Origin of the sequence: Nocardia goodfellowii (assembly GCF_017875645.1) — a bacterium.
Lineage (GTDB): Bacteria > Actinomycetota > Actinomycetes > Mycobacteriales > Mycobacteriaceae > Nocardia > Nocardia goodfellowii.
Window position 1 is genome coordinate 3,889,578 of record NZ_JAGGMR010000001.1, and the last position, 26,245, is coordinate 3,915,822.

At 65.7% G+C, this 26,245-nt stretch carries 23 protein-coding genes and 1 pseudogene; 12 read left to right on the forward strand and 12 right to left on the reverse strand.

The genetic code is table 11. The annotated features are described in order from the left end of the window. The first annotated feature begins 22 nt into the window (after positions 1 to 22). The 5 genes from alaS (at position 23) to BJ987_RS17780 (ending at position 6,142) form a co-directional block, all read left to right on the forward strand. Positions 23 to 2,689: an alanine--tRNA ligase gene (gene alaS, locus BJ987_RS17760; protein WP_209891118.1), complete on the forward strand. Its 2,667-nt coding sequence runs from the start codon at positions 23 to 25 to the stop codon at positions 2,687 to 2,689. Beyond that, positions 2,689 to 3,258 carry a Holliday junction resolvase RuvX gene (ruvX, locus tag BJ987_RS17765; protein WP_209891120.1) on the forward strand — a complete coding sequence of 190 codons (570 nt, stop codon included), beginning with the start codon at positions 2,689 to 2,691 and terminating at the stop codon, positions 3,256 to 3,258. The genes alaS and ruvX overlap by 1 nt, the downstream gene beginning before the upstream one ends. Then, positions 3,255 to 4,760, forward strand: a complete 1,506-nt coding sequence (locus BJ987_RS17770; RefSeq protein WP_209891123.1) for an endolytic transglycosylase MltG — start codon at positions 3,255 to 3,257, stop codon at positions 4,758 to 4,760. Before ruvX ends, BJ987_RS17770 begins: the two co-directional genes overlap by 4 nt. After that, on the forward strand, positions 4,750 to 5,565 hold the full coding sequence (locus BJ987_RS17775; protein WP_209891126.1) for a shikimate dehydrogenase: 816 nt from the start codon (positions 4,750 to 4,752) through the stop codon (positions 5,563 to 5,565). Before BJ987_RS17770 ends, BJ987_RS17775 begins: the two co-directional genes overlap by 11 nt. 103 nt (positions 5,566 to 5,668) lie before the next feature. Further along, entirely contained in the window at positions 5,669 to 6,142 is a 474-nt protein-coding gene (locus BJ987_RS17780) for a B-4DMT family transporter (RefSeq protein WP_245366019.1), read from the forward strand. Positions 6,143 to 6,218: 76 nt separating this feature from the next. Here the strand turns inward: BJ987_RS17780 and aroB are convergent, their stop codons facing one another. The 10 genes and pseudogenes from aroB to BJ987_RS17830 all read right to left on the reverse strand — a co-directional run bounded on the left by aroB (position 6,219) and on the right by BJ987_RS17830 (position 16,148). Then, entirely contained in the window at positions 6,219 to 7,340 is a 1,122-nt protein-coding gene (gene aroB, locus BJ987_RS17785) for a 3-dehydroquinate synthase (protein WP_209891129.1), read from the reverse strand. Between the two features lie 1,256 nt (positions 7,341 to 8,596). Then, positions 8,597 to 9,115, reverse strand: a pseudogene (locus BJ987_RS37325) (shikimate kinase); the annotation flags it as partial. Further along, positions 9,112 to 10,305, reverse strand: coding sequence for a chorismate synthase (gene aroC / locus BJ987_RS17795; protein WP_209891135.1), 1,194 nt, complete (start codon positions 10,303 to 10,305; stop codon positions 9,112 to 9,114). The pseudogene BJ987_RS37325 and the gene aroC, both read right to left, overlap by 4 nt. Positions 10,306 to 10,439: 134 nt before the next feature. Then, positions 10,440 to 10,895 carry an A24 family peptidase gene (locus BJ987_RS17800; RefSeq protein ID WP_209891137.1) on the reverse strand — a complete coding sequence of 152 codons (456 nt, stop codon included), beginning with the start codon at positions 10,893 to 10,895 and terminating at the stop codon, positions 10,440 to 10,442. Between the two features lie 256 nt (positions 10,896 to 11,151). Then, positions 11,152 to 12,420, reverse strand: a complete 1,269-nt coding sequence (locus tag BJ987_RS17805; RefSeq protein WP_209891140.1) for a hypothetical protein — start codon at positions 12,418 to 12,420, stop codon at positions 11,152 to 11,154. Positions 12,421 to 12,450: 30 nt separating this feature from the next. After that, the gene (locus tag BJ987_RS17810; RefSeq protein WP_209891143.1) at positions 12,451 to 13,584 is read right to left on the reverse strand and encodes a hypothetical protein; all 1,134 of its coding nucleotides are present in this window, start codon (positions 13,582 to 13,584) and stop codon (positions 12,451 to 12,453) included. Between the two features lie 247 nt (positions 13,585 to 13,831). Continuing rightward, positions 13,832 to 14,215 (reverse strand): Scr1 family TA system antitoxin-like transcriptional regulator, encoded by a 384-nt coding sequence (locus BJ987_RS38025; protein ID WP_209891147.1) that lies wholly within the window; start codon positions 14,213 to 14,215, stop codon positions 13,832 to 13,834. A 786-nt stretch (positions 14,216 to 15,001) separates the two neighbouring features. Continuing rightward, a complete protein-coding gene (locus BJ987_RS17820) occupies positions 15,002 to 15,223 on the reverse strand; it encodes a hypothetical protein (protein ID WP_209891150.1) in 222 nt (73 codons plus the stop codon). Then, on the reverse strand, positions 15,213 to 15,845 hold the full coding sequence (locus BJ987_RS17825; RefSeq protein ID WP_209891153.1) for a hypothetical protein: 633 nt from the start codon (positions 15,843 to 15,845) through the stop codon (positions 15,213 to 15,215). The genes BJ987_RS17820 and BJ987_RS17825 overlap by 11 nt, the downstream gene beginning before the upstream one ends. 15 nt (positions 15,846 to 15,860) lie before the next feature. Further along, positions 15,861 to 16,148 carry a hypothetical protein gene (locus BJ987_RS17830; RefSeq protein WP_209891156.1) on the reverse strand — a complete coding sequence of 96 codons (288 nt, stop codon included), beginning with the start codon at positions 16,146 to 16,148 and terminating at the stop codon, positions 15,861 to 15,863. A gap of 668 nt (positions 16,149 to 16,816) precedes the next feature. Between BJ987_RS17830 and BJ987_RS17835 the strand changes: the two genes are divergently transcribed. Together BJ987_RS17835 and BJ987_RS17840 are read left to right on the forward strand one after the other, a co-directional pair. Then, positions 16,817 to 18,055 (forward strand): helix-turn-helix domain-containing protein, encoded by a 1,239-nt coding sequence (locus BJ987_RS17835; RefSeq protein ID WP_209891159.1) that lies wholly within the window; start codon positions 16,817 to 16,819, stop codon positions 18,053 to 18,055. Between the two features lie 38 nt (positions 18,056 to 18,093). Beyond that, positions 18,094 to 19,584, forward strand: a complete 1,491-nt coding sequence (locus BJ987_RS17840; protein ID WP_209891163.1) for a bifunctional ADP-dependent NAD(P)H-hydrate dehydratase/NAD(P)H-hydrate epimerase — start codon at positions 18,094 to 18,096, stop codon at positions 19,582 to 19,584. Between the two features lie 301 nt (positions 19,585 to 19,885). Here BJ987_RS17840 and BJ987_RS17845 read toward each other — a convergent pair whose 3' ends face one another. Both BJ987_RS17845 and BJ987_RS17850 read right to left on the reverse strand, forming a co-directional pair. Continuing rightward, entirely contained in the window at positions 19,886 to 20,791 is a 906-nt protein-coding gene (locus tag BJ987_RS17845) for a hypothetical protein (RefSeq protein WP_209891165.1), read from the reverse strand. Between the two features lie 62 nt (positions 20,792 to 20,853). After that, complete coding sequence (locus BJ987_RS17850) at positions 20,854 to 21,201, reverse strand: PadR family transcriptional regulator (protein WP_209891168.1); 348 nt, start codon at positions 21,199 to 21,201, stop codon at positions 20,854 to 20,856. Between the two features lie 104 nt (positions 21,202 to 21,305). On the opposite strand from BJ987_RS17850, the gene BJ987_RS17855 reads away from it, so the two are divergent. From BJ987_RS17855 to nusB, 5 genes are all read left to right on the forward strand, one after another. After that, positions 21,306 to 21,761 carry a hypothetical protein gene (locus tag BJ987_RS17855; protein ID WP_209891171.1) on the forward strand — a complete coding sequence of 152 codons (456 nt, stop codon included), beginning with the start codon at positions 21,306 to 21,308 and terminating at the stop codon, positions 21,759 to 21,761. Between the two features lie 728 nt (positions 21,762 to 22,489). After that, the gene (locus BJ987_RS17860) at positions 22,490 to 23,428 is read left to right on the forward strand and encodes a hypothetical protein (protein WP_209891175.1); all 939 of its coding nucleotides are present in this window, start codon (positions 22,490 to 22,492) and stop codon (positions 23,426 to 23,428) included. Positions 23,429 to 23,958: 530 nt separating this feature from the next. After that, positions 23,959 to 25,086: a M24 family metallopeptidase gene (locus tag BJ987_RS17865; protein WP_209891178.1), complete on the forward strand. Its 1,128-nt coding sequence runs from the start codon at positions 23,959 to 23,961 to the stop codon at positions 25,084 to 25,086. Between the two features lie 40 nt (positions 25,087 to 25,126). Further along, the gene (gene efp, locus BJ987_RS17870) at positions 25,127 to 25,690 is read left to right on the forward strand and encodes an elongation factor P (protein ID WP_209891181.1); all 564 of its coding nucleotides are present in this window, start codon (positions 25,127 to 25,129) and stop codon (positions 25,688 to 25,690) included. 21 nt (positions 25,691 to 25,711) lie between these two features. Then, positions 25,712 to 26,215 (forward strand): transcription antitermination factor NusB, encoded by a 504-nt coding sequence (gene nusB, locus BJ987_RS17875; RefSeq protein WP_209891184.1) that lies wholly within the window; start codon positions 25,712 to 25,714, stop codon positions 26,213 to 26,215. Positions 26,216 to 26,245: the final 30 nt, after the last annotated feature.

The window sequence follows — 26,245 nt, forward strand, 5'->3', positions numbered from 1 at the left end:
CGTCCCGGTAGGCTGGATACCTGTGCAGACCCACGAGATCCGACGGCGATTCCTGGAACATTTCGTCCGTGCCGGCCACACCGAGGTGCCGAGCGCCCCGCTGAGCCTGGACGACCCGACCTTGCTTTTCGTGAACGCGGGCATGGTTCAGTTCAAGCCGTACTTCCTGGGTCAAGAGGCAGCGCCGTACCCGCGAGCTACCAGCGTGCAGAAGTGCGTGCGCACCGGTGACATCGAAGAGGTCGGCGTCACCACCCGGCACAACACCTTCTTTCAGATGGCCGGCAACTTCTCCTTCGGCGACTACTTCAAGGAAGGCGCCATCACCTACGCGTGGGAGTTGCTGACCAAGTCGCAGGAGGACGGCGGCTACGGTTTCGACCCGGAACGCCTGTGGGTCACCGCCTACGAATCCGACCCCGAGGCCGCCGAGATCTGGAGCAAGAAGATCGGCATCCCGGCGGAGCGGATCCAGTTCCGCGACGGCCGCGACAACTACTGGGACATGGGTGTGCCCGGACCGGGCGGCCCGTGTTCGGAGATCTACTTCGATCGTGGTCCCGCCCACGGTAAGGACGGCGGCCCGGTCGCCGACGAGGACCGGTACCTGGAGATCTGGAACCTGGTCTTCATGCAGGACATCCGCGGCGAGCAGAGTCCCAAGTACGGGCACCCGCCGATCGGTTCGCTGCCGAAGAAGAACATCGACACCGGCATGGGCGTCGAGCGCGTCGCGATGCTGCTGCAAGGCGTGGAAAACGTCTATGAGACCGACCTGCTGCGCCCGATCATCGCCAAGGCCGAGGAACTGACCGGTAGTTCCTACGGTGTCGACGCCGAGGGCGATCGCCGGTTCCGCGTCATCGCCGACCACGCCCGCAGCGGCGCCATGCTGATCGCCGACGGCATCAACCCCGGCAACGACGGCCGCGGCTACGTGCTGCGGCGGCTGCTGCGCCGCATCGTGCGCTCGGCTCGTCTGCTCGGTGCGGACAAGCCGGTGATCGGCGAGTTCATGAAGACGGTCAGCGATCTGATGGCGCCGTCGTACCCGGAACTCGGCACCGATTTCGAGCGCATCAGGAATGTCGCCGTCGCCGAGGAAGCCGCGTTCCTCAAGACGCTGAACACCGGTTCCAAGCTGTTCTCCGATGCCGTCGACGAGGTGGCGGCCAAGGGCAGCAAGACGATTCCCGGTTCGGCCGCGTTCAAGCTGCACGACACCTACGGCTTCCCGATCGAGCTCACTCTCGAAATGGCCTCCGAGGCGGGGCTTTCGGTGGACGAGGCCGGCTTCCGCTCGCTGATGGCCGAGCAGGTCGCGATGGCCAAGGCCGACGCGCAGGCGCGCAAGCACGGCCACGCGGACCTGTCCATCTACAAGGAGCTCGTCGATCGCGGCGCCACCGAGTTCACCGGCTTCGACGAGCTGACCTCCGAGGCGAAGGTGCTCGCGCTCATCGCCGACGGTGTGCGTGTCCCGGTCGCCACCGCGGGCCAGGACGTGGAGGTCATCCTCGATCGCAGCCCGCTCTACGCCGAGTCCGGCGGCCAGATCGCCGACCGCGGCTCCATCACCGGCACCGGTCTGAAACTGACCGTCAACGACGTGCAGAAGATCGCCAAGAAGCTGTGGGTGCACAAGACCACGGTCGAGCAGGGCCAGATCACCGAGGGCGATGTCGTTCTCGCGCAAGCGGATCCGGCCTGGCGGCGGGGCGCCACCCAGGGGCACTCGGGTACCCATATGGTGCACGCGGCGCTGCGGCAGATCCTGGGGCCGAACGCGGTGCAGGCGGGTTCGATGAACAAGCCGGGCTACCTGCGCTTCGACTTCAACTGGACCGGTCAGCTCTCGGAGAGCCAGAAGGTCGACATCGAGGCCGTCTCCAATGACGCTGTGGGCGCGGACTTCCCGGTGAACACCTTCGTCACCGACCTGACCAAGGCCAAGCAGATGGGCGCGATGGCCTTGTTCGGCGAGAACTACGGCGACGAGGTGCGCGTGGTGGAGATCGGCGGCCCGTTCTCGATGGAACTCTGCGGCGGTACGCACGTGCAGCACTCCTCGCAGATCGGCCCGATCACGCTGCTGGGCGAATCGGCCATCGGTTCCGGCAAGCGCCGCGTGGAAGCCTTCGTGGGCCTGGACTCCTACAAGTACCTGGCCAAGGAACGGGCGCTGCTCGCCGGTGTCGCGTCCTCGCTGAAGGTGCCCTCCGAGGAGGTGCCCGCCCGGGTCGAGCAGCTGGTGGAACGGCTCAAGGTGGCCGAAAAGGAACTCGAGCGCAGCAAGATGGCCGCGGTGCTGTCCTCGGTGTCCACCTTCGTGGAACAGGCCGAGCGGATCGGCAGCGTACTGCTGGTCGCGGTGGCGGCGCCCGAAGGCGTCGGCGGCGGTGACCTGCGCACCCTCGCCACCGATATCCGCGGCCGCTTCGGCACCGATCCCGCGATCGTGGTGCTGCTCGGCAACGCGGACGGCAAGGTGCCGTTCGTGGTCACCGTCAATAAGCCCGCGCAGGAGCTCGGCTTCAAGGCCGGCGATCTGGTCGGCGCTTTCGGCCCGAGCATCGCGGGACGCGGCGGCGGGAAGCCGGAAATGGCGCAGGGCGCGGGTTCGGATCCCTCGGGAATCGGCACCGGTCTAGCGGCCGTCCGGGCACGGGTGGCCGAACTGGCCTCCTGATGGACGACTCTTCCGAAACTTCAGATTCAGCCTTGCCCGCGGGCGGTCACCGGCCGGATCCGACGACCGACCCCGGGCGGGGCAGGCGCATCGCCATCGACGTGGGCAGCGTCCGTATCGGCGTGGCGTCAAGTGACCCTGACGCTATTCTCGCGACGCCTGTCGAGACGGTGCCGCGCGCGAAATCCGGTGCGCGCGGCGGGGGTCCGGCAGCCGACATCACGAGGATTGCCGAAATTGTGCGCGAGTACGAGGCAGTGGAGGTTATTGTCGGCCTGCCCCGAACATTGCGCGGGGAGAAAGGCACTGCGGCGGGATTGGCCATTGCATTCGCCAAGCGTTTGCAGGCGAGTATCGCCCCCGTGCCGATCAGGCTTTCCGACGAACGGTTGACTACGGTGTCAGCTGCACGTGCATTGCGGGACAGTGGAGTACGCACGCGTGGCCAGCGCCGAGTAATCGATCAGGCGGCGGCCGTGTCGATCCTGCAAGGATGGTTGGACGAACGGAGTGCGGTGTTGAGGTCGGGCGAAGAGGTACGTGGTGCGTCGTCGGAGGGCGATGCATGACGGATCGATGGGCGCGGGCCGAAGAACGTTTCCGGCAGCGCGAGGCTGATCGGCGCTACCGGCGCGACGACCAGGCGTGGGAAGACTACGACGACGACACCACCGTCATCCCGCGCTACACCGACGACGAGCCGTTCTACGAGGGCCCGGCGCTCTACGATCCCGCCAAGGATCCCGACTACGACGGCTATGACGTCGATCCCGATTTCGACGGGGAGCTCGACGAGCCGGAACCGCCGAAGCGCGGCAAGCCGGTGCGCACGAATTCCCGTGCCACCCGGCGGACCAAGCCGGAGCGGGCGCCGAAGTCGCCGCGCAACAGGCGATCTCGCGCCGCGTCCCGCAAGGCCGCCGAGCGCAAACGCCGTCGCCGCAATCTGTGGATCATCGCGGGCGTCTTCGTCGTCTTGTTCACCGGCGCCGCCGGTTTCGCGATCATGAAGTTCGCGAAGTCGTTCGGACCGCCGGAGGATTACGCCGGGCCGGGCGGCCCGCTGGTGGTGGTGCAGGTGCACCCCGGCGACACCTCCAGCCAGATCGCGGAGACCATGCTGGAGAAGGACGTGGTCAAGAGCAGCGCCGCGTTCTTCGAAGCGGCCGTGCGCAATTCGAATATGACCTCGGTGCAACCGGGGTATTACGCCATTCCCAGCCAGATCCCCGCCGCGCAGGCGGTCACCACCCTTGTCGGCAAGGGGTCGCGGGTCGGGAATCTGGTTGTCGCCGAAGGCAAACTGCTGCACGACCAGCACGACGTGAACACCGGATCGCGCTCGGAGGGCCTCTACACCAAGATCGCGGCCGCGAGTTGTGTCGGTGCCGGACCGCAGCAGAAGTGTGTCACCGCCGACCAGCTCGCCGCGGCCGGGTCGAGCACCGATCTCGCCGGTCTCGGCGTCCCGGCCTGGGCGATGAACGACGTCCGCGCCGCACCCGACCGCAGCCGGCAATTGGACGGACTGATCGCCGCGGGCACCTGGGATTTCGATCCCAGCGGCACGCCGCAGCAGATTCTGCGGCAGTTGATCACGCAGAGTGCGGCCAGTTACGAGTCGACCGGGTTGCTGCAGTCCGGCTCCGAGACGAAACTGAGCCCGTATCAGACGCTGATCGCGGCGTCGTTGGTCGAACGTGAGGCCAAGCCGGAGGACATGGGCAAGGTCGCGCGGGTGATCGTGAACCGCCTGGCGATCGATCAGCCGCTCCAGTTCGACTCCACGGTGAACTACTCCCTGGACAAGACCGAGGTCGCCACCACCGACGAGGACCGGGCCACGAAAACGCCGTGGAACACCTACGCGATGCCCGGCCTGCCCGCCAATCCCATCGCCGCGCCGTCGCTGAACGCGTTGCGCGCCATGGAGAATCCGGAACCCGGCAGCTGGCTCTACTTCGTCACCATCGACAAAAAGGGCACCACGCTGTTCACCGAGAGCTACGCCGAACATCTGCGCAACATCAGGAAGGCCCAAGAGAGCGGAATTCTGGACAGTGGCCGCTGAGGTACGCAAAGCCGCGGTCCTGGGCAAGCCGATCTCGCACTCCCGCTCACCCCAACTGCACCTGGCGGCTTACCGCGCGCTGGGCCTGCCGTGGACCTATGAGCGGATCGAATGCGCGGCCGAGCAACTGCCGGGACTGGTAGACAGTCTCGGCCCGGAATGGGTCGGCCTGTCGGTCACCATGCCCGGCAAGGAAGCGGCGCTCGCCTACGCCGCCGACCGCACCGAGCGCGCCGTGCTGGTCGGCTCGGCCAACACCTTGCTGCGCACCGCGACCGGCTGGCGCGCCGACTGCACCGACGTCGACGGCGTGCTCGGCGCGCTGCGCGGCGCCGGCGTCGACACCCTCACCGAAGCGGTGGTGCTCGGCGCGGGCGGCACCGCTCGCCCCGCCCTGCTCGCCCTCGCCGAACTCGGCGCGAAATCGGTGACCGTCCTGGCCCGTGACGCCGGAAGAGCCCGCAGCGCACTGGATCTCGCCGAACGCCTGGGCCTGACCGCCACCGTCCTCGGGTTCGACCCCGATGCGGTACACGCGGCCTGCGCGATCGCCGGGGCCGTGGTCAGCACCATCCCCGCAGAAGCCGCCGCTGTCGTCGCGGACTCGGTCGCCGTCGCCCCGGTAGTTCTCGACGCGATCTACGACCCGTGGCCGACCCCGCTCGCCGAGGCTGTCAGTCGGGCAGGCGGTGTGGTCGTCAGCGGGCTCGACATGCTCCTGAATCAGGCCTACGGCCAAGTCGAACAATTCACCGGCCGGCCCGCTCCGCGCGCGGAGATGGCCGCCGCACTGGTCGGTGGTTAGGACCGGTCGGCACCGCGATCGAGCACGCTTGGGCGAGTCGACCGCCCATTTCTGATACCCGTTCCAGTTCGGATCGGTGGAGCTGCGGGTTATGGTGTTGGCCATGACTGGTTGGGTTATGCGGGCCGTGCTGCTCGGCGGGCTCGTGGTGGCTATGCGCACCCTGCTCGGGTTCGGGATGGTGTACTGGCCGACGCAAGGCTCGTGGATGCGGATGCTCTGCCTGGCGGTGCTGGTCGGTGTCGTCGTGGCGTGGGGCGTGCTCGACGGGCGCAAAGATCGGGAGGTGCATCCGGATCCGGAGCACGGCTCCGATCTGACGATTCTGTGGCTGAAGGCGGGACTGGCCGGGGGGCTCGGGATGGGCTTGGTCTCGTGGCTGCTGGACTTCTTGCCGCGGTTCGATCTCGGTGACAACCCGATCCTGTTCGAAGTGACCGCGGCGGCGGCGTTCATCGTGCTGCTGATCTTCCTGCCCGCGCTGGCGGGTATCGGCATCGGGCGCAGGGTGGCCGACCGGCGTTACGAGAAGGCGGGCACATCGAGCACGAAAGCGCACGCCGGCAGCGCGGCCTGAACGCGCACCTGGCACGCCGAACGCCCCGCTTCCCGGAGGCGGGGCGTTCGTGTCGAAGCCGTTGGGGCGGTAGCCGTTACAGCAGGATGGCGCCGCCGGCGGGGCTGTCCTCGCGGGCGATGGCGGAGTAGGCGGCCGCGAGCAGGGTTGGATCCGGACCTTCCAGACGACCCGGCTTGGCCAGGCCGTCGAGCACCACGAAGCGCAGCACTCCGGAGCGGGTCTTCTTGTCGGTCTGCATAGCGTCGAGCAGCTGCGGGAGGGCGTCGGCGTCGTAGGTGGTCGGCAGGCCGACACTGTCCAGCACCGCGCGGTGGCGGTCGGCGGTCGCGTCGTCCAGTCGACCGGCCAGGCGGCCCAGTTCGGCGGCGAACACCAGACCCACCGAGACCGCGGCCCCGTGCCGCCAGCGGTAGCGCTCGCGGCGTTCGATGGCGTGCCCCAGCGTGTGGCCGTAGTTGAGGATTTCGCGCAGGCTCGATTCCTTGAGGTCGGCGGCGACCACGTCGGCCTTCACCTGAATGGCGCGGCGGATCAGTTCCGGCAGCACATCCCCGGTGGGATCGAGGGCGGCGGCGGGATCACGCTCCACCAGTTCCAGGATGACCGGGTCGGCGATGAAACCGGCCTTGATGATCTCGGCCATGCCCGCGATGATCTCGTTGCGGGGCACCGTTTCCAGCGTCGCCAGGTCCACCAGGACCGCGGCGGGTTCGTGGAAACAGCCGACCAGGTTCTTGCCCGCCTCGGTGTTGATGCCGGTCTTGCCGCCGACCGCCGCGTCCACCATGGCCAGCAGCGTGGTCGGCACATGCACGATCTGCACGCCGCGCATCCAGGTGGCGGCGACGAAACCCGCCAGGTCGGTGGCAGCGCCGCCGCCCAGGCTCACGATGACATCGTTGCGGGTCAGCCCGATCCGGCCGAGCACCTCCCAGCAGAAACCGGCCACCTGCAGGTCTTTACCGGCCTCGGCGTCGGGAATCTCCACCCGATGCGCGTCCAGCCCCGAGTCGGCCAGCGCCTTGCGCACCGCCTCCGCGGTTTCGGCCAGCGGCGGTTGATAGAAGATCGCGACGGTACGCACCCCATTGGTCGCGCCGGTGACCGACTCGACGAGTTCACCGAGCAACCCGCGCCCGATGATCACCGAATACGGGTCGGCGGTGCGTACCTCGATACGGGTCGGCTCACTCACGTTGTCTGCTCCGATTCTGTTCGTGCCGAAGGGTCTTGGTTTCGCCCGCGGCCGCGGCGAGAACGGGCGCGCCGCGCGCGACCGCTGGAAGTGGACTTGCCGCCGGACTTGCCGTCCGGCCCGGCCGCCGCCCCAGTGGCCGGGGCAGCGCCCGCCGAACCATTCGACGCGACGGAAGGCCCACGGTCCGAACGGCTCGTCGATGCGGCGCCGGCGACGGAGTCTCCAGTCGGTGCTCCCGCTGCGCGTCGGGCGCGCCGCGCACCGCGGGAAGTGCGTCCTCCAGCTTCACGGCCGGTGCCTGCGGCAGCGGGGATGGATGCTCCGTGACTATCGGGTGCGCCGGACGTAGCGGGATGGTTCGCTCCGCCGGATACCGCTCCGGTGACGGGGGCAGCGTCGACCGATGATCTGTGACTATCGAGGGAGCCGGATGCGGCACTCGCCGCAGTGGGACGGGATGTCCTGTCGGACTTCGCTTCCGTGGTGGGGCCGAGCGGCCGGGTGGTGGGACGGCTCACGCCACCGGATACCGATCCGTTGGGTGCGGCAGCGCTGACGGATGACCCGTGGCTGTCGGATGCGACGGAGGCAGCGTGGGTTGACGCGGTGGGACAGTTCACGCCGCCGAAGTCTCCGCCGGTGCCTGCGCGGTTGACAGGTAGCCCGTCATCCCCGGCTGCACTGGACGTGGTGTCGGTCTTCGCGGACGCGTGCTGTGGACCGTCTGCTTCCGCTGCGGCAGTGGGTTTTCCGGCTGTGGTTCGGGCGCGTCCGCGGCGGCGGGATCCTGAGCGACGGGAACGGCGTGGAGTGTCCGAACGGGTCGCCGCGGCAGTGGATTCGGTAGCCGTGACAGAGGCTTCCTCGGTGCCAGTGCCAGTGCCAGTGCCAGTGCCAGTGCCGGTGCCGGTGCCCGATGCCGGATCGGCGGGTTGCGCTCGGCGGTGTTCGGATAACTCGGGGCTGTCGGTCGGCGATCCATCGTTCGTGCCGGTGCCGGTGTGCTTAGCGCGGCGGCCGCGTCCTCGGCGCCGAGTGGACTTGCCGGTCTCGGTGCTGGGTTCCGCGGAGCGACTGGGGGTTTCGGCGGTATCGGTCGCGCCGTTTTCTCCGGTGGTGCGCCGAGCCGCGGCGGCTCGGGCTCGGGCGCGGCGGCGGGCACGGGAACGGCTGCCGGTGGGTTTGGCTTCCGAGGGGGTGGGCGCGGATTCGGCCGGGGCCGCGAGTGGGTCCGGGGTGGAGGGTTCGACGCCCAGTTTGGCCAGGATCATGCGGACGACGCGACCGGGGCTGCGGCCGTCGGTGCGTACGCGGATGGCGGCGACCTCGCGGTACAGGGGGCGACGCTTGCGCATGAGTTCGCGGTACTTCGCGCCCGGGTCGTCACCGTTCAGCAGCGGTCGCTGGCTGCTCGCGCCGGTGCGCCGAAGTCCTTCGGCGACACTGATTTCCAGGTACACCACGGTGCGCCCGCGCAGCAGCGCGCGGGTGTCGGCGGACAGCACGGAGCCGCCGCCGAGCGAAACCACGCCGCGCTCGTTGAGGATGGCGCGGCGCACCACCCGCTCCTCGATCTTGCGGAACTCGGGCTCGCCGTCGGTGGTGAAGATTTCCGGAATGGTGCGGCCGGTCTCGGACTCGATGCCCGCATCGGTATCGAACAGCTCGACACCGAGTTCTTTGGCGAGCTTGCGGCCGATCGTCGATTTCCCCGCCCCCGGCGGTCCGACCAGCACCACGCGCGGCGTGCGTGGATCGGTCTGGACGATCATTGCGGTATGTGCGGCCGAGAGCTGATCCGCTTGAGGTAGCTGTTGATGTTGTCGACAGTCTCGACCAGCGAATCCCCGCCGAACTTCTCCAGCGCTGCCTGCGCGACGACCAGCGCCACCATGGCCTCGGCCACCACGCCCGCGGCAGGGACGGCGCAGACATCGGAGCGCTGGTGAATGGCGACGGCTTCCTCGCCGGTGGTCATATCGACCGTGGACAGCGCACGCGGCACCGTGGAGATCGGCTTCATCGCGGCGCGCACGCGCAGCGGTTCACCGTTGGTCATGCCGCCTTCCAGGCCGCCGGCGCGGTTGGTGGAACGCAGCACGCCGTCGCGGCCGGGCTTCATCTCGTCGTGCGCCTGGCTGCCGCGGCGGCGGGCGGTCTCGAAACCGTCGCCGACCTCGACGCCCTTGATGGCTTGAATGCCCATCAGCGCGGCGGCGAGCCGCGAGTCCAGGCGGTCCGCGCCGCTGACGAACGAGCCGAGGCCGACCGGCAGACCCTCCACGACCACCTCGACCACGCCGCCGAGGGTGTCGCCGTCCTTCTTGGCGGCTTCGATCTCGGCGATCATCGCGGCTTCGGCGGCGGAATCGAACGCGCGCACCGGGCTCTCGTCGATGGCGGCGAGATCGGCGGCGGTCGGGACGACGCCGGTGGAGTTGACGGCGGTGCCGATGGATACCACATGCGAGATGACCTCGACGCCGAACGCCTGACGCAGGAAGTTCCGTGCCACGGTGCCCGCGGCGACGCGCGCCGCCGTCTCCCGGGCGCTGGCCCGCTCGAGCACGTTGCGGGCGTCGTCGAAGTTGTATTTGAGCATGCCCGAGTAGTCGGCGTGCCCGGGGCGCGGCCGGGTGAGTGGTGCGTTGCGGGCGAGGTCGGCGAGTTCGGCGGGATCCACCGGGTCGGCGGACATGACGGTGGTCCACTTGGGCCACTCGGAGTTGGCGACCTCGATGGCGACCGGCCCGCCCATGGTGCGGCCGTGGCGGACGCCGCCGACCATGGTGACCTTGTCGGCCTCGAACTTCATCCGGGCGCCACGCCCGTACCCGAGCCGCCGGCGCGCCAGCTGTGCGGAGACCTCGTCGGACGTCACTTCGACACCCGCGACCATCCCCTCGAGGATGGTGACGAGAGCGGGACCATGGGATTCTCCGGCAGTTATCCAGCGCAACACGCCTTATATCCTTTCATGCTGGTCCCCGAGCTTCGGAATCTGGTCGATTGTGATTGCGGGCACGTGTCCGGGCGGCGAACCCACCCCGATGTACAGAGGTCATCGCTACGGGGACCCGGTTGCGCAACGACGGCTCAGGGTGGCGCCGCCACCAAGGCGAGCAAAGTCGCGGCACACATCGCCGGCCCGTGCGGCACCGCATACGGGCCCGCGGACTGCGTCCGGCGTCGAATCCGATCGGCGCACAAAGCGACGACCCCGACGCCCGCGGTGAGGAACGGCGCGGCGACCGCGGCGCAGACCCAAGTGTGCGCACCACCGAGACCGGCCGCCGCCCCGAGACCGGCGGCCAGCTTCACGTCGCCCGCGCCGAGCGCGTGTGGAGCCACGAGGTGTACCAGCAAATAGGGCACCGCCAGTAGCAGCGCCCCGACCATCGCGGCGGTGAATTGCGCAGTGCCCAGGGCATATCCGAGCACACCCAGCAGCAAGGTCCCGGTGAGCGAATTCGGTAACCGCCGCTCCCGCAGATCCCATCCGCTCAGCACCACGCACAACCCCGCGAGCACCGCGAACGCCAGAATTTCCATGTCCTCCAGCCTCGTCCGTACGGCGCCGGACGCAACCCGCCAGCCGAGAATGGGGATAACTCCCGCGGATGTGGACAGCACGTCTCCCGCCGGGGGCACGGAAACATGGGCAACTGTAGTAACGGTTTCCCGTGGCGTGCCGGGTTGCCCGTACTGCCGCCGTTGTGGGCTGGTGGCGGTACGGGTGTGGGGGTGGGGGTTAGCGTTGCGGCGGCTGTGGTGGCGGAGGGGAGTGTTTCGTCGGTCAGTGTGGCAGCTATTGGCGGGCTCGGCCCATGCCTTCTCTGCCGTCTCGCCTGTCTCGTTGGCGTGCCCGGGTCGTCTCGTCATCGTCGCGGGCGGGAGGTTCGATCGCTGGAGGCGGAACCCACGGAGGCCGCACGGATGTCGCTCCGGGCACTTGCAAGGGCCCCAATCTGCCTTGTGCCCACTCGATCGCTGCGTTGCGTTCCTTGATGGCTGCTTCACGCGCTGCTTTTGCTTGTTCGTCGCTTGCGGTGCGTGGTGGGGGCTCGGTGGGTGGCTGCGGGGCGGGGGCGTCGCGTTCGGCAATCGCTTTGTCCAAGGCGGCCCGCGCTTCTCGGGCTACCGTCTCGGACGCCTCCCGGATGACCCGGTCACGGGGGCTCAGCTCCTGTACCGGCCTGGAGTCGTGAGCGCTGCGGGCTGGTGGTTGCGGCGCATCAGTACTCCGGTGATTCTGGGCGTTCCATTCGTCCGCGGCTCTGGTGGCGGCTTCGATGGCCTTGGCGAGTTCGGGTGAGGCCGGCTGTCTCGTCTGCGGGCCGCGCGCCTGGGAGTCCTTTGTGGTTCGCGTCTGTCCGGGTGTGGCCGGTGGCGCACGTCCGGGAGTCTCGCGGCCCGGGATGTCGCGCGCGGAAACAGCGCGCAGGAATTTGACGCGTTCCTCGCGAGCGACTTTCCGGGCGGCTTCTTGCTGGGCTCTGACGCGGTCGTCCTTCTTCTGTGGCTCGTCGCCACGCCCTCGCTCCAGCTGCCGGGGGTCTTTGCCTTGTTGCTGCCGTTGACGGTTCCTTTGCTCACGCGCTTGGTCGCCCACACCGCGCAGCTCGAGTTGCTGCCCAGATTCTCGCTGTAGCCCGATAGCCCATATTTGGCGAGCGACCGCCCTCGAAATGACCTGATGCTCGAATCGATCCGGGAAGTCGCGCTCGAGTCCTTCGATCAGTTCGCGGACTTCCTTCGAAACATATTCGCCTTCGACCGAGCGGACCACATGCTTGTGTATTTCACCGGTCCCCAGCAGATACCGCGCAACCTTGAGTTGCTTCTCATCTTTCGGACCCTCGAACCGGCCGGATTTTTCCTCGATCGTGCGTGTAAGTCCCCGGGTCTCCTTGTACTTGTCGACCTGCATTCGACCTTTCGGAGACTCCAGCGTCTTAGACCCCTGTACGTATCCGTTCTCTTTGTCGCGGAAGTATCGGTAGGAGCCGTTCTCGAAGATCCTGCCCCGTTGGTTGTTGTCTCGGATCGGTTCACGATCTCTGTCATAGCCGTCCATACCGACACCCCACCCCCGATCACCTCAGCGTCAGGTCGGATCAGATTCCGCGCGGCGCTTGGCCTCATGATCGGCGGTGTACTCGCGAAGAATCGCGGCAAATCGCGAGCATACGCCTTGGGAAGACTCGAACATGTCCTCCACCAGACCCCATGCGGTTTCCACATCTTCGTCGTAGGTATCCAACCGCAGCGCGGGATTCACATCGTCGTAGAAGGAGTGGTCACGCCCGAACCACTTGTATTCGATCCACTCCGCGCCAGTGAACTCGATAAAACATTCGCCGATGAAACAAACGAACGCATCAATCCTGTCCGAGTTCTCAGGCGCCCGCGCCGAAGCCATATCCGGAAACCACTCGGCGATCACACCGTCGAGGCGCTTCACTTCCGGCGAGTCGTCCGGCCATGGCTGTGCCGGGATACGTTCCAGCCCAGCGAGTTCCATGAACTTCCGTACCTGCTCGGTGCGGCGCGCAGCGTCGTGCCACTTGCCCCACTCGGTCTGCTTCACCTCGGGTCCGAGGTCCATCATCATCTGATCGTCGTCACTCATCTGCTGCCTTCCTCGTGTGATCCCCCCAGTCGCCGGGCCAGTGTGGCACGGGCCAGCCGTCTCGGTCTCGTGGGCGCACGGCACGATCCGCACGATCTGGCGACCGCCCGACAACACAGCCTCGAATTCATCTCCGTCCAAAGGTGATACCCGCAGATTGCAGCTCCTGAATGTGTCGGCGATAGCACCCAATCTTTCTCTGCATTCTGCGAGGTTTCCTGAGCCGACGATCGCCGGAGTGTCCCCTTTCCTGTGGCGCATGGACACCATCTCCACGGTGTATTGCCTGGTGGGCTGGCGCAACTCCTCGATGTTTTGGCTGTGCACAGGCGCTGTGTCTCCGAAGACGACTTTTCTTGCCACTGCGAGCCCTTTCTCGGTGAGAACGAACCGAGGTTCGATCACGCTGCAATCAGCTGCAAACCATTCAGGTTCGCCAACTCTCACGTACTGCCACCGGCACAGCCAGTTCAGTGCACGCGCAGCGCTGTGCGGGCGTGACATTCCACATTTGCGGTACAGCCCTTCCACCGTGTGCGTCCGGCCATCGACCATGACTTCCAGGACCCGCAGTCGCTGAGGGCTGAAGTACCGACGTATCTCGGTCATGCGTTCGGAATTTCCGGTGCTCGCGTCGAAAACGCCGACGAAGCGAAGTGGTCTTCTCGCCATTTGCCGCCAGCGGCCTCAACCTTCCGCAACGACTCCAGGCATCGCGCAATAACATCGACCGGCGCACCTGCGAGGTGAGTTACTGGACCGGTCCAGGGAACGCGTTGGGGTAGAGCTGAGTTCGGTATCCTCGCCGGCCGCGGATTGTCTGGCGTGGGTCCGGCCGTAGCTGAGTGCATGATGGTCAGCCTTCGCTGGCGGTGGAATTATTGGTGTGGTTGTCGAGGGCGCGGGCCAGGATGGCCCGTGCGTCCTGTCCGTAGGCGGCGACTTCGAAGATCGCGTCGAAGGTTCGTGCTGCCAGCGCGACGTCGCGGGCATCGCTGGATGCTGCGACCCCGGTAACGGTTTCGATCCCCTCCACGCAGGTGTCGTCGGGGATGTCGAGCATGGCGATGCTGGCCGAGAGGATCGCGGTGGCGTAGGCAGGGGTTTGCAGGAGGCCGATCACGATGTGGGAGTTGTAGTTTCGCTGCAACGTGGTCGCTGCCTCGCGATCGATAAGACGCGACTGCACGGCAGCCAACCCGCCGGAGGCGCAGCTGGTGTAGGTGCTGATGTGGGTCACGATATTCTCACCCTTCTGTGGTTTGAGGGAAGTCACTGGGCTGCAACGGTTCTCGGGCACAGCCGCGCTGGAGTAAGAGGTGAGCGCTCGCCAACCGGATAGCCCGGGGGACGGGGTTGGCGAGCGCTCACAGCGCGCCCAACCAGACGCGCTATGTGCCCTGACCTCCGGCGACGCAGGGCTGATCACGGCATCCGCCCTGTCGGTGCCGAGATTCATGTCAGGACCGGCCTTTTCCCGGCGCTGGCAGTGACCGCACTGCGGCTATCGCGGCGTCGAGAACGACGGAGCGTGCCGGTAGGCGTGCCCCGATCGCTGGCGCGGGATCTTCGGCCCACCGGGCAGGACCCCACGCGCTTGTCGGCATCACCACGCAGTAACCGGGCCGCTGGACACCGACACCGTGACGAGCCAGCTCCAGGATTTGCTGCGCGTCGACCGGTTGGGACTCGGTGGCACACAATAGAATCCACCGGTCGGCGCTGGGAACTTCTACCGCTGGCGGCGCGACGGTGTGGATACTCAGCGTGAGGATCTTGCACACCTGCCTTCCGACCGCTGGCGGCATAGTGACCGCCGCGATGTCGGATCCGCAGCGCAACAGCACATGGTCACCGTCGAGATACACAGGCAGCCGGTACTGGCGCCTGAGTACGTGATACATCTCGTGCGCCGACCGGTAGAAGCTATACACAGTTACGTCCCTTACTGTTTCGTTGTCTCGGCAGTTCCCACAGGTGTGCGTGGCTTCCTTTGCCCAGCAACGGCCAGACTGAAGCGGCTTGCTCACTCATCGGGCACTCTCTCGCTGTCAGGCGGCAGTGCCGCATTGAAGGCGTCCAGCCGTGGGCGCACCCGGCACACCGTCGAGCACCTGTCGTGCCATTTCGCCGCCGTGGCGGCAGTGGTGGCGTTGAGCGGGCCAGGGTCGATGAGGCAGTCGTGGAGGTGGGACTGCACGTGCGCCAAGGTGGGCTCCATACAGCCCGGCCGGTGTTCATAGGTCATGACCAGCCGCCCCCTCGTGAGTACGCGAGTAGGTGGTGTCGTCATCGGCGGTCACCACGTCGTCACACCAGCCCAGGATCGGACTCGAGTCCCCACGGATATGGGACAGGGAAACCGTCAACACGGCCGTGACGAAGATGCCGTCGATGAGCGCCATATTCCGAATCACGTGATGCAGGCGCATCATCGAGGACGTGCCGCCCCCGGCCACGGTCACGATGTCGAGCAGCTGGTAGCCGAAATCCGCTGCCAGACGCCATAGCTCGGTCTCGTCGATGTAGCGAGGCAGATGCGAAAGGTCGCTGCGGATGAAGCCGATCGAAGCCGCAGGTCTGCGGGACGCGCGCATTCGCCACAAGTCCACCGGCCGGAGGTCAGCAGCGCGAGCTGGCCTGCTGCCCAGCCACACAGGCCGCGCCGTCTGCGGAGTCGGCGGCAGGGTCATGACCAGCGGGATTGAGCACCCACCGACAAACACCGGTGCGGCATTTGCGGTCATGATCGCCATGGGTGGCGAGGAGATCGTGGGCGTGGGCCGGTTATTAGCAAGCGGCCCGATGGCATTCGTGGATTCAAGCCGGGAGTCAGGTCCGGTCTCGGCAGGGAGGATCAGGTCGGGCACGAGCAAAATTTCTCCCTATGGCTTTTCGACCGAGGACGTGACCAGCCCGGCGGTTTCCATCTGCGCCAGATCGGCTGCGAGACGCCGCAATGCGCGGGCTTGCGCCCGTCGGACACGCCAGGGTGGTTTCGGGGCGGTGGCGATGGAGTAGGCGCGGCGAAGGTCGCGGCGGAACAAAGCCACCGCAAGCCAGCCGAAGGCCCCGAAACCACCCAGACCGACGAATAGGAGAAGCAGCAGAATCCTCGCACCGAATTCACCTGCCTCGCTGGTGATTGCATTCGTCGCAATCCACGCGGTCATGACCGCGCCCACTGTCTGACCGCCGCGACTGGTTTGCACCAATCTGGTTGCATGACTTGGGCTCTGCTGCGGCGCAGCAGAAGGCCCCCGGTGATCACTGCTACGTCCGCCACCAACTGGATCGACTGCAGATCGCTGAGGCCGATGTGGGCCAGAGTTGGCACCACGAGCACTACCGGCGCGGACTCGGGGCTTCCGCCAGCACGAGCGATGCCCTTGAGAATGCTGGAGATCGGCGTTCGGTCATCGGCGGCGCACTCGAGCACATCAGGGCCGGACATCTGATTCCACCGCGAGCCGAGCTGCGCGGGTAAGGGCCACCAACCACAGTCCCTGATGTACTTGCGTACGGCCGCCGAATCGACGGCCGGGCCACTCTCTTTCGCAGCCTGGACTGCGGACACAACTCCGAGCGGGATAACCCCATGGAGTCGCGCGTGCGTTGGGTGTGGCGGAACCATGCCGGGGCCTTCTTCCCGTGCGACCGTGAGCGTCTTGAAAGACGGCACCCGGGCCGCGATGAGAATGACCCTCGCCAGTTCGCGACCCGGATCCCGACAGCATCGCCGCAGGACGCTTAACTGCATTGGATGCTGATCAGAACAGTAAGAGTCCGTTGACCTGCAAACTCGTAATTTTTTACGAACTTCGATCTGTACGCTCGTGATATGGGTCCTGAATCACTGATCGGCGGCATCGGCGCCAATATCGCCGTATACCGCAGGGCAATCGAGATGTCGCAAGTGGATCTCGCTGCACGTATAGGCAAGTCGGCCGCATGGGTCGGTCTCGTAGAACGCGGGATCCAGCATCCTGAGAGGTTGACCGACCTGATCAACATCTCGACTGTTCTCGGATGCAGATTGGATGATCTGCTCGGCCAGCCAATCGACTCACTGATACCCGGCCCGCGTCCCAAAGTCGAAGCGGTCGCGGCGGTCCGCGAGGTGATGCTGCGCGCCGCGGTCCCCGGGCCTCTGTCCGCAACCTCGCCAGTCGAGGTGTCGTTGGATGACGTAGGCCATAGGGTCGCGCAGGCGTGGACTACATGGCACACCTCTCCCACCGCGCATCGTGCGCTGGGGCGGGTGCTGCCGGATCTTCTAGCCGACGCGAATGCGGTCATGGTGGCCGCGAAACACGATGACCCCAGACGCGTGGCCCGTGCCCTATCGGGCACCTACCAAATTGTTCGCCAGTGGCTGCATCATCTTCCCGAAGCCGAACTGTCCTGGATCGCAGCCGAACGCGCGATGCACAACGCGCGTGAAGCCGACGACCCTCATCTGATTGCGCTCGGCGCTTGGGCCCTTTCGGCCTCGTATCGGCGGGCAGGCCAGCAGGAGGAGGCAACCAGGCTATGCCTTTCCGCAGCCGACGAACTGAAGCCGAGGCTCGACCAGAATCCCACTGACGACCTCCTCGCTGACTACGGCATGCTGCACCTCGCTGCGGCGATCTCGGCGGCGCAGAGCGACGAGGAAGGTCGCGCCTGGGCGCTGCACCGGATCGCGGACGAAGCGGCGCGATCGTTGGGTGCTCGGTATGACCCTTGGACGATGTTCGGAAAGGGGAATGTAGCTATCCACTGGCTGGGAATTCGCGCCGAGCTGGGGCACCCCGACGCCATAGTGGACTACGCCTCACGCCTGAACGTCGATGATGTGCCCAGCGTCGAACGGCGCGCCCGCGTCCTTATCGACACCGCACGCGGCCACGTCCAGCAAAAGAACGATGAGGCGGCCGTCCTCACCCTGCTCGACGCCGAAAAGATCTCAGCCGACGAGATCCACGACTCCGGACTTGTTCGAGAGCTGCTACGAGAAATGCTGTTCCGAGATCACGCCCGCGCTCGCCCCCACGTCCGGGCGCTGGCTCTGCGCTGCCGAATGCTCAACGCGGCCTGATTGTGCGTGGATCTGGTGGAATACCTCTCGTGGAGAATATGACAGCTCGCTACGCCTATGCGGCTACTGATGTGCTGGCAGCAGTGGCGAAGGAACTTCAGCAGGGAGCGCCAGACCGCCTGCTCCGCAAGGCCGCTGGCGGGCTAGCCGTCATCATCGCCGAGGAGTTGCAAGTCCGATGCGGCAGCGTCTACGGCCGCCGTGTCGCGTTGCTCGTCGGCACCGGTAACAACGGTGCCGACGCCGTGCTTGCTGGTGTCCGGCTTCGTCGGCGCGGCGTGGCGGTCGACGCCGTGCTGACCGGCGACTCTGCATACGAGCCGGGTGTTCGTCAGCTGGCCGCCGCTGGCGGGCAGATCATTACCGCTTCCAACACCGAGACTGCAATCCGCGCCGTGGAAACTGCCGAACTGGTTGTCGACGGCATCCTCGGTGAAAGCGGTACCGGTGGACTACATGGTTACGCGGCCGAGCTGGCCGCCGCGATACGGCCCGACACCCCAGTGATCTCAGTCGACCTCCCCAGCGGAGTAGAACCAGACAGCGGGGAAATCCGCGGGCCACACATCCGTGCCGACCTTACGGTCACTTTCGCCGCATGGAAGGCCGCCACCTTCCTACCGCCCGCCAGCAACGCCTCCGGGAAACTACGGTTTGTAGACGTCGGCCTGCCGGGACTACCCACTGAGCCGATCGTGCGCCGTCTCAACGACATTGGCGCTGCCAACCGATGGCCAGTCCCGACCACTACCTCCCACAAATACCTTCGTGGCGTACTCGGCGTGATCGCGGGATCAGACACCTATCCCGGTGCCGCAGTCTTGGCCGTCATGGGCGCAAAGGAGGCTGGGGCCGGCATCGTTCGATATGTCGGCCCGGAACGTGTAACAGCGCACGTGCTCAACGAAGTGCCCGAGGCGGTGCCGGGTGTCGGCCAAGTCCAAGCGTGGCTGCTAGGCAGCGGAGTCGAGGATGACGAGGAGCAGGACCGCGCCATCGACATCGCACTCACCAGTGGTCTGCCGTGTGTTGTCGATGCCGGCGCTCTCGAGGCATGCGTCCGCAGGCGCATCGAAGGCCAGCGAGCAACCGGCGCTGACCGGCTGCTACTGACGCCTCACGCCGGTGAGGTAGCCCGGATCCTGGGATGGCTTGGACAAGACGTTCCTCGCACTAAAGTCGAAGCGAAGCCAGCGCATTTCGGGCTCGAGATCGCCCGCGCTGTCGATGCCACAGTTTTGGTGAAGGGGGCGACAACGATAGTTGTGCGCCCCGACGGCCTGATCGCTAGCCAGGCCGAGGCTCCACCCTGGCTTGCCACAGCAGGAGCGGGCGATGTCCTGGCAGGAATCGCGGGCGCGCTCATGTCCGGCGGCGTAGACGCTTTCGATGCGGGAGAGCTTGCCGCCTTAGTCCACGGACGCGCGGCAATGCAGGCGCACCACGCGCGCGGCGGCGGCCCAATCACCGCCAGCTCTGTCGCGCAGGCAACGCCAGCGGTGATCGGGCAGCTACTAGGAAACGCGTAACCCCATCAGTTACGTCTCCGCCGCACCCCGCGCGGAATAGCGATCCGCATCCCGGCCAGCACCGAGCATTTCGCGTCGGATCGGCCACAGCGTCGCAGCAGGTACAGCCGGTGCGGAGGCGGCTGAGTTGGACACTAGTACCAAGACCGTGCAGGACCGACCAGCCCGGCGCACGATGTCGTGACCATCCTCGCGTGTGGGGGCTTGATGGCGTTCACATCGAGTAAGGACGTTGTGGCCCTTCTGTACCGACGCCTCCTGGATCTCATCGCCGCTGGTACCTCCACCCTCGTATGACCGACTAGTTGATTTGATAGAAAGTGAGGCCTACAAGAGGGATGCTGGCCAGCAGCATGGTGGTGGCAAAGATTCGAGCCGCGCTCAATCTGGAACTGTGGGTCGTCGACAGATAGATCTCATGGCTGGACGTGTCGAGGCAGATCGCTGCGAGTCGCGTAGCAACATAGTCGATCCGCTGAGCCCGCAATTCGGCCTCTTCGATAGCAGGGGGGAAGGTGGGGAGGAGCGTGAACTCGATGTGCGGTCGAAGATCGAGGCAAAGCGGTCGCTTGAAGGACCGACCTTCCAGCGTGGGAGGCAGCGCGGTCGTATGGTTCCAGTTGAAGCTGTTTTTTCCTTTGTCCCATCTGATATAGCCGCCCGTTTGGACAATCAGCAGGCGATCGAATCCGTGCTTCTCGCCCCAACGCTCTACCTCGCTGTTCACCCGTTCCGAGCGTGCTGCGGCAGGCGAAGCGATCAGGATGAACCACTTGGACAGTTCCATTGCCTCTTCCGCCAGATCAACGCGGTCGGGCCGGTCGGGGTCCTCGAAGAGGGTGATTCCTTGCTTGCGGGTGCCCCGCGCAGCCCTAATTAGCGCGTGCTGGAGCTCCACAACCGTCGGATCATGAAAAGCGGCGCTGTAGCTCATGTAGGCGTCGATTCGAGATTTCATGGCAAGGCGCTCGGCAATGCGTTGACGCCGATGCTCCCCACGAAGGGCGAAGCCGACCGCAGGAGCACCGAGGAGGATCCGAAAGGTAGCGCGGAGGACGGGCAGACCGGCCTCGGCGACCTCGTCCAGCGCGGCGCCCCACTCCTCGCGATAGCGCGGTCGATCACGCGGAGGCAGGAACCACAACGAAACTGCAGCCAGGAACATCTGCATCCGAATCTTGCCGACCGCAACACGCAGACTCGTCATTCTGAGGGCATGTGCGGAGCGTTCCGCCCCGATTACGTCGAGGACCTCCGCAACGGCCCCCATCACACCACCCCCGGCCGTGGAATGAACTGCTGCGCGAGTGCAGGTGTAGCCGAGGGCGCCAACTGCTGTTGTGCCTTGTTGATCTCGATCTGTGCCCTTGCAGCCCCGTCGTCGGTGAGTTGGTAGTGACGGCGGCGGCGTCGCCCTTCCCGTGATTCGTCGATCTTCTCGAATTCGCTGGTGACCCAGCCGGCGGTCTCGAGGCGCGCAAGGATCGGGTAAATGCTGCCGGTGGCCAGGCCGGACTCTTGGGCAATCTTCAACCCGTAGTGCTCGTCGGCTGGCCGGCTCAGTAGCACCCGTAGGACTTGCAAGGTCTGAAGGGTTATGCGGACGTCGCGCACCATGTGTAAAACTCTACACTGGGTAGGCTAGTATGAAACTCTACAATGGTCTGAGCTGGGCGCATCCCAGAAGGCCTCATGTGATCGTTGGGGAGAAGTGAAGTCTGATGATGCAGATCGGTTCGAGTGCCTTCTGGTTGACACTCACGGCGATCGTCGTGGTGCCGCTCATATGCGGGATCGTGTGCGGCTTCGCAGCCTCCAACGGAGGCGCGAGCGCGTGGCAGTCGGTGGAGACCGGCTTCTCCAAGTTCGCTTCGGCGATGGGGCTGGCGATCCTGCTTGCCGGATTCATCGTGGCTCTCGGAGCTGCCAATGCAGCCTTCGACGCGGCGAACAAGGACGAGAAGAAGCTGGAATGCCGTTCAGTCGCAGTGTGGGGGTTGCAGGTCGAGCATGATCGGGCCGCTGGCCATCTCAAGGCTAGACGGCTGCTCCTACACCCGGAGGTGCTCGGCGGCGAGGTTGGCGGCGAAGCGTCTCTTTTCGGTCAGCACGTGCTGGTCATCGGTGCAGTCGGAACTGACCACCACGCCTCGTATCTGTGGACAATGGCCACATAGCCTTCACGGTACGGCCAGCTCAGGGCGTAGGTGGTGCTGTTGCCTCGCAGCAGACCACATTACGCGAACAGTTTCTGTGCCCAATGCGATTTGCCGTCGGCCATGGCTGTCAGGACCGTGCGGGCGGTCGTGCGTGAGCCATGCTGCTCTTAGATCGTGGCAAAGGGCGCGCCGTCGAGCCGCCCTGCCCGGGTACGCGGCTGGAGGGGCGCTAGATCCGGCAGGTCGCGACCGCGACGGCCTTGGTCTCGACCAGGTGGCCGTCGCGCTCGTCATGGCGCGCCCGCGTGTCCACAATCCCAGCGTCGCTGCCTGCTCTTTTTCAGTCAGACGGCTGATCCTCGGGTCGCGATGTTGGCGTTGAAGTAGTCGATGAACTCCCCGAGTGGACGCGGAGTTCACCCGAGAGAAGCTGTACACCGACACCTCGCCCCAGTGCCAACCCGTCGGCGATCAAAGCGTTGTTTATGAGTTAGGCGCCGGATCGCCTACCCCGAGGTGTCGAAGAACCGACCCGCGCGCTGTCGGCAGCCGAAGCCTCTCGGTTCGTTGGTCTTCTGTGGGCCATGGCTGGCCGGTTCGAAAAGCGCGGTTCGCGGCAAGAGAGTGCGTTGTGCATCCAGCGTCTCCAGGCTTCCCCTGGTAAAACTCGGTAGCGGGAGGTGCGCTGGATCGGTCACCCTAGGTCCAGCACCGAGACCTCCACCAACTGTCAGATGAGGCCGAGCATGACGAAGAAGTACGGGCGGAAGAACCCGAACAGGCCTTCAAAGCCGTCGGCGCCTCCGAAGAAGAACCGACAATCGCTGCCGGAGCTTAAGGTCGTGCCGAAGCGGGAACGCGGTGGGACTCTCACAGCCAGATGGATCACCCATCAGGACTCCATCCTCCCGGTGGCACTAAAGTTCCGGCCCCCGCTGCGCGAATACTCCGCCGAGCCAGCGCATTTCGAGTACCACTGGCAGCACCTCACCTATGCTTTCGGCCTACCTGATCCCGCAGATTTTCCCCCACTCACCTCTCCTGTCGATTCGGCGGACCGTCGGAACCTGATGAGATTCGTCCAGGTCTGCGAGAAGACCGCGGCTTACAGCGTGGTTAGCCACAAAGGTGGGATGACGATGTCGCTTGAGAACGGTGACGCAACGATGGCCTTCAACCGAGCCGAAGACGATATCACTGTGGGGTTCTCGGTGAGGTTCCGGCAGTTGCACAGCTCGAGTGCTGGCGATCCCGACTTTTCGAACGTCGCCAACATCCTGGCCAAGTACGCCAAACGGGAGTCCGACGGCCATGCCGGAAAGCGGATGGAAATTCTCGCGGCTTGGCGCAAAGCTCGGGGCCAGCTGATGAATCAGCCCTTGCAAAACATCGTGTGCCGCACGGTACTTGCGAGCCACGGCTACACGTCTGCCCAGATCGACCAGCTCGAAATGTACGGCGACGTGAACCCGGCCGAGATCATCAACTTGTACAACTACGGCGAGTTGATCCACTTCGGCAAACACAGCGAGGCCTACGACGAACTCGCCGAAGACCCCGAACAGGAGGGGATCCAGTACCACAACTTCATGGTTTCGATGCTCGGCTTGGTTCACCTCTATTTTGGGTTCTCCATGGTTATCCAAGCGGCGCTGAAAGGTCCATCCTCAGCTATCAAAGGCTGATCAATTCGGACGCGGATCCGTTGGCTCAACTCGGTTTTCGGGTAGATGACATGACGGCATCGTGTAATCGGCATTACAGCGCGATGGGACCGTGCGCGAACCGGCGAGTTAGCGGATCGAAAACTTTCCGCATGCCGGACGTGTAAACACCACCGGGCGAGGCATCAGACCAGCCGTCTCACAACATCATCGCCGAGGCAGCATCGGCCCAGGCAAAACGACCGCTTCATCTGCCCTACCACCGATAATCGTCTCAATCACCAGCTGTGACCTGAACCCGCAGGCCGTCCCCGTCCCGTGTTCGATCGTGTCCGGCCGTGGGCAATCGAAGATGGGAACCGGAACCTATCGATACCGGCGGTCCGGTGGCATCAGATCGAATAGGAATCCGCGATGACGAGGCGTCTTCCGGTTGCCCACGTTTTGCGTCTCCCGCCAGTGGCACAGACCGGCAACGAAGCGATGCCGGCTGATCGCCGGTCTCGTGTTGTGGCTCCGCGGGGCGGCGTGTCGGCGGTAGTTTGGTTTCCATGTGTGCTGATCACGCGGCCCCTGGGCCCGATTACGCGGCGCGCCGTAGCGCGTTGCGGAGTCTGCTGATGGAGAACGAGGTCGACGCCCTGCTGGTCACCGATCTGGTGAACGTCAGGTACCTCACCGGCTTCACCGGGTCCAACGCGGCACTGCTGGTGCACGCGTGGGAAATGCGGAATGCCGAGGAGCGCACGGTGATCGGCACCGACGGCCGCTACCGCGACCAGGTCGCCCAGCAGGTCCCCGATCTGCGTGCCGAGATCGCGCGCGCCACCGCCCGGCGCATCATGGAGCTGGCGGGGGAATGGCAGGTCGGGCGGGTCGGCTACGAAAGCCACATCGTCACCGTCGACCAGCAGCGGGGATTCGCTGAGCAGAAGACGGGCCTGGAACTGGTGCCGATTCCCGGTCTGGTCGAACAGTTACGCATGGTCAAGGACGATTACGAGGTGGCCCAGTTGCGGGCTGCCTGCGCCGCCGGTGACGCCGCGCTGGCCACGATCCTGGAACGTGGTGCGCTCCGCCCCGGCCGCACCGAACGACAGGTCGCCCGAGACCTGGAATGGGCCATGTACGAGCACGGCGCGGAGGCGATCGCGTTCGAGACCATCGTCGCCGCGGGCCCCAATTCGGCGATTCCGCATCACCGCCCGACCGGCGCGATCTTGCGGGCCGGTGACTTCGTCAAGATCGACTTCGGCGCGGTGATCGGCGGCTACCACTCGGATATGACCCGCACCTTCGTGCTCGGCGCACCCAGCGATTGGCAGCGCGAGGTGTATGCCCTGGTGGAGGAGTCGCAGCGGGCCGGGCGCAACGCGTTGCGCCCGGGCGCGGAGGTCGTCGATGTCGACGCCGCCGCACGCTCGGTCATCGAAGCCGCCGGGCACGGCAGGCTGTTCTCGCACGGTCTCGGGCACGGTGTCGGACTGCGGATCCATGAAGCACCGGGGATCATGAAATCCGGAACCGGTACACTTCTGTCCGGCGTGGCGGTGACCGTCGAACCCGGTGTGTACTTTCCCGGCCGCGGCGGGGTCCGGATCGAGGACACGCTCGTGGTGCGGGAGGGGGGCCCGGAGTTGCTCACCAACACCAGCAAAGACCTGACCGTCGTCGAATGACGCCGGCTTTACCTGTTACGAACGAGGAGATCCGAGGACAGTGGCGGACACCAGCGACTTCAAGAACGGCCTTGTGCTGAAGATCGACAATCAGCTCCAGCAGATCGTCGAATTCCAGCACGTCAAGCCGGGTAAGGGCCCCGCCTTCGTGCGGACCAAGCTGAAGAACGTGGTGTCGGGCAAGGTCGTCGACAAGACCTTCAACGCGGGCGTCAAGGTGGAGACCGCCACCGTCGACCGTCGTGACATGACCTACCTCTACCACGACGGCTCGGACTACATCTTCATGGATGGCGAGACCTACGACCAGATCCACCTCCAGGAGAACATCGTCGGCAAGGCGAGCGGTTTCCTGATGGAGAACATGGGCGTGCAGATCGCGATGTACGAGGGCGAGGCGCTGTTCATCGAGCTCCCGGTCTCCATCGAGGTCGAGGTCACCCACACCGAGCCGGGCCTGCAGGGTGACCGCTCCAGCGCCGGCACCAAGCCCGCCACCATCGCGACCGGCGCCGAGGTGCAGGTCCCGCTGTTCATCAACCAGGGTGACAAGCTGAAGATCGACACCCGCGACGGCAGCTACATCAGCCGCGTCAACTCCTGACGACGCGCGGATACTGTGACAGTGCCTCAGCAGCCAGAAGACAAGAAGTTCAAAAAGCTCGGCGCCCGGCACAAAGCCCGGCGCCGCGCGGTCGACCTGCTCTTCGAAGCGGAGGCCCGCGACGTCGACGTAGCCGACCTGCTGTCCGAGCGCGTCGAGCTGGCGCGCGGTGATCAGGCCGTCGCCCCGGTGCACGCCTACACCCACATCCTGGTCGAAGGCGTAGCCGACGATCTGGATCGCGTGGACGGCACCATCGAGTCCTACCTGCAGGACTGGACGCTGTCCCGCCTGCCCGCCGTGGACCGCGCCATTCTGCGCATCGCGGTGTGGGAGTTGTTCCACGCCAACGATGTTCCGCCGGTTGTCGCCGTCGACGAGGCCGTGGAACTGGCCAAGGAACTCTCGACCGACGACTCCCCGTCGTTCATCAACGGCGTGCTCGGCCAGGTTGTCCTGGTGGCTCCGCAGGTCCGCGCCGCCGCCGCGGCTACTCGCGCCGCCCGTCCGGAGCCTGAAGCGTAGTTCCGCAAAACCCAACAGCCGCACCCTCTT

Excerpts from the sequence above, each read along its gene's own strand:
- ruvX (WP_209891120.1), top strand. The coding sequence starts at position 2,689 with ATGGACGACTCTTCCGAAACTTCAGATTCAGCCTTGCCCGCGGGCGGT.
- BJ987_RS17770 (WP_209891123.1), top strand. The coding sequence starts at position 3,255 with ATGACGGATCGATGGGCGCGGGCCGAAGAACGTTTCCGGCAGCGCGAG.
- BJ987_RS17780 (WP_245366019.1), top strand. The coding sequence starts at position 5,669 with ATGACTGGTTGGGTTATGCGGGCCGTGCTGCTCGGCGGGCTCGTGGTG.
- BJ987_RS17800 (WP_209891137.1), bottom strand. The coding sequence starts at position 10,895 with ATGGAAATTCTGGCGTTCGCGGTGCTCGCGGGGTTGTGCGTGGTGCTG.
- BJ987_RS17805 (WP_209891140.1), bottom strand. The coding sequence starts at position 12,420 with ATGGACGGCTATGACAGAGATCGTGAACCGATCCGAGACAACAACCAA.
- BJ987_RS17810 (WP_209891143.1), bottom strand. The coding sequence starts at position 13,584 with ATGACCGAGATACGTCGGTACTTCAGCCCTCAGCGACTGCGGGTCCTG.
- BJ987_RS17820 (WP_209891150.1), bottom strand. The coding sequence starts at position 15,223 with ATGACCTATGAACACCGGCCGGGCTGTATGGAGCCCACCTTGGCGCAC.
- BJ987_RS17830 (WP_209891156.1), bottom strand. The coding sequence starts at position 16,148 with ATGACCGCGTGGATTGCGACGAATGCAATCACCAGCGAGGCAGGTGAA.
- BJ987_RS17835 (WP_209891159.1), top strand. The coding sequence starts at position 16,817 with ATGGGTCCTGAATCACTGATCGGCGGCATCGGCGCCAATATCGCCGTA.
- BJ987_RS17840 (WP_209891163.1), top strand. The coding sequence starts at position 18,094 with ATGACAGCTCGCTACGCCTATGCGGCTACTGATGTGCTGGCAGCAGTG.
- BJ987_RS17845 (WP_209891165.1), bottom strand. The coding sequence starts at position 20,791 with ATGACGAGTCTGCGTGTTGCGGTCGGCAAGATTCGGATGCAGATGTTC.
- BJ987_RS17850 (WP_209891168.1), bottom strand. The coding sequence starts at position 21,201 with ATGGTGCGCGACGTCCGCATAACCCTTCAGACCTTGCAAGTCCTACGG.
- BJ987_RS17855 (WP_209891171.1), top strand. The coding sequence starts at position 21,306 with ATGATGCAGATCGGTTCGAGTGCCTTCTGGTTGACACTCACGGCGATC.
- BJ987_RS17860 (WP_209891175.1), top strand. The coding sequence starts at position 22,490 with ATGACGAAGAAGTACGGGCGGAAGAACCCGAACAGGCCTTCAAAGCCG.
- BJ987_RS17865 (WP_209891178.1), top strand. The coding sequence starts at position 23,959 with ATGTGTGCTGATCACGCGGCCCCTGGGCCCGATTACGCGGCGCGCCGT.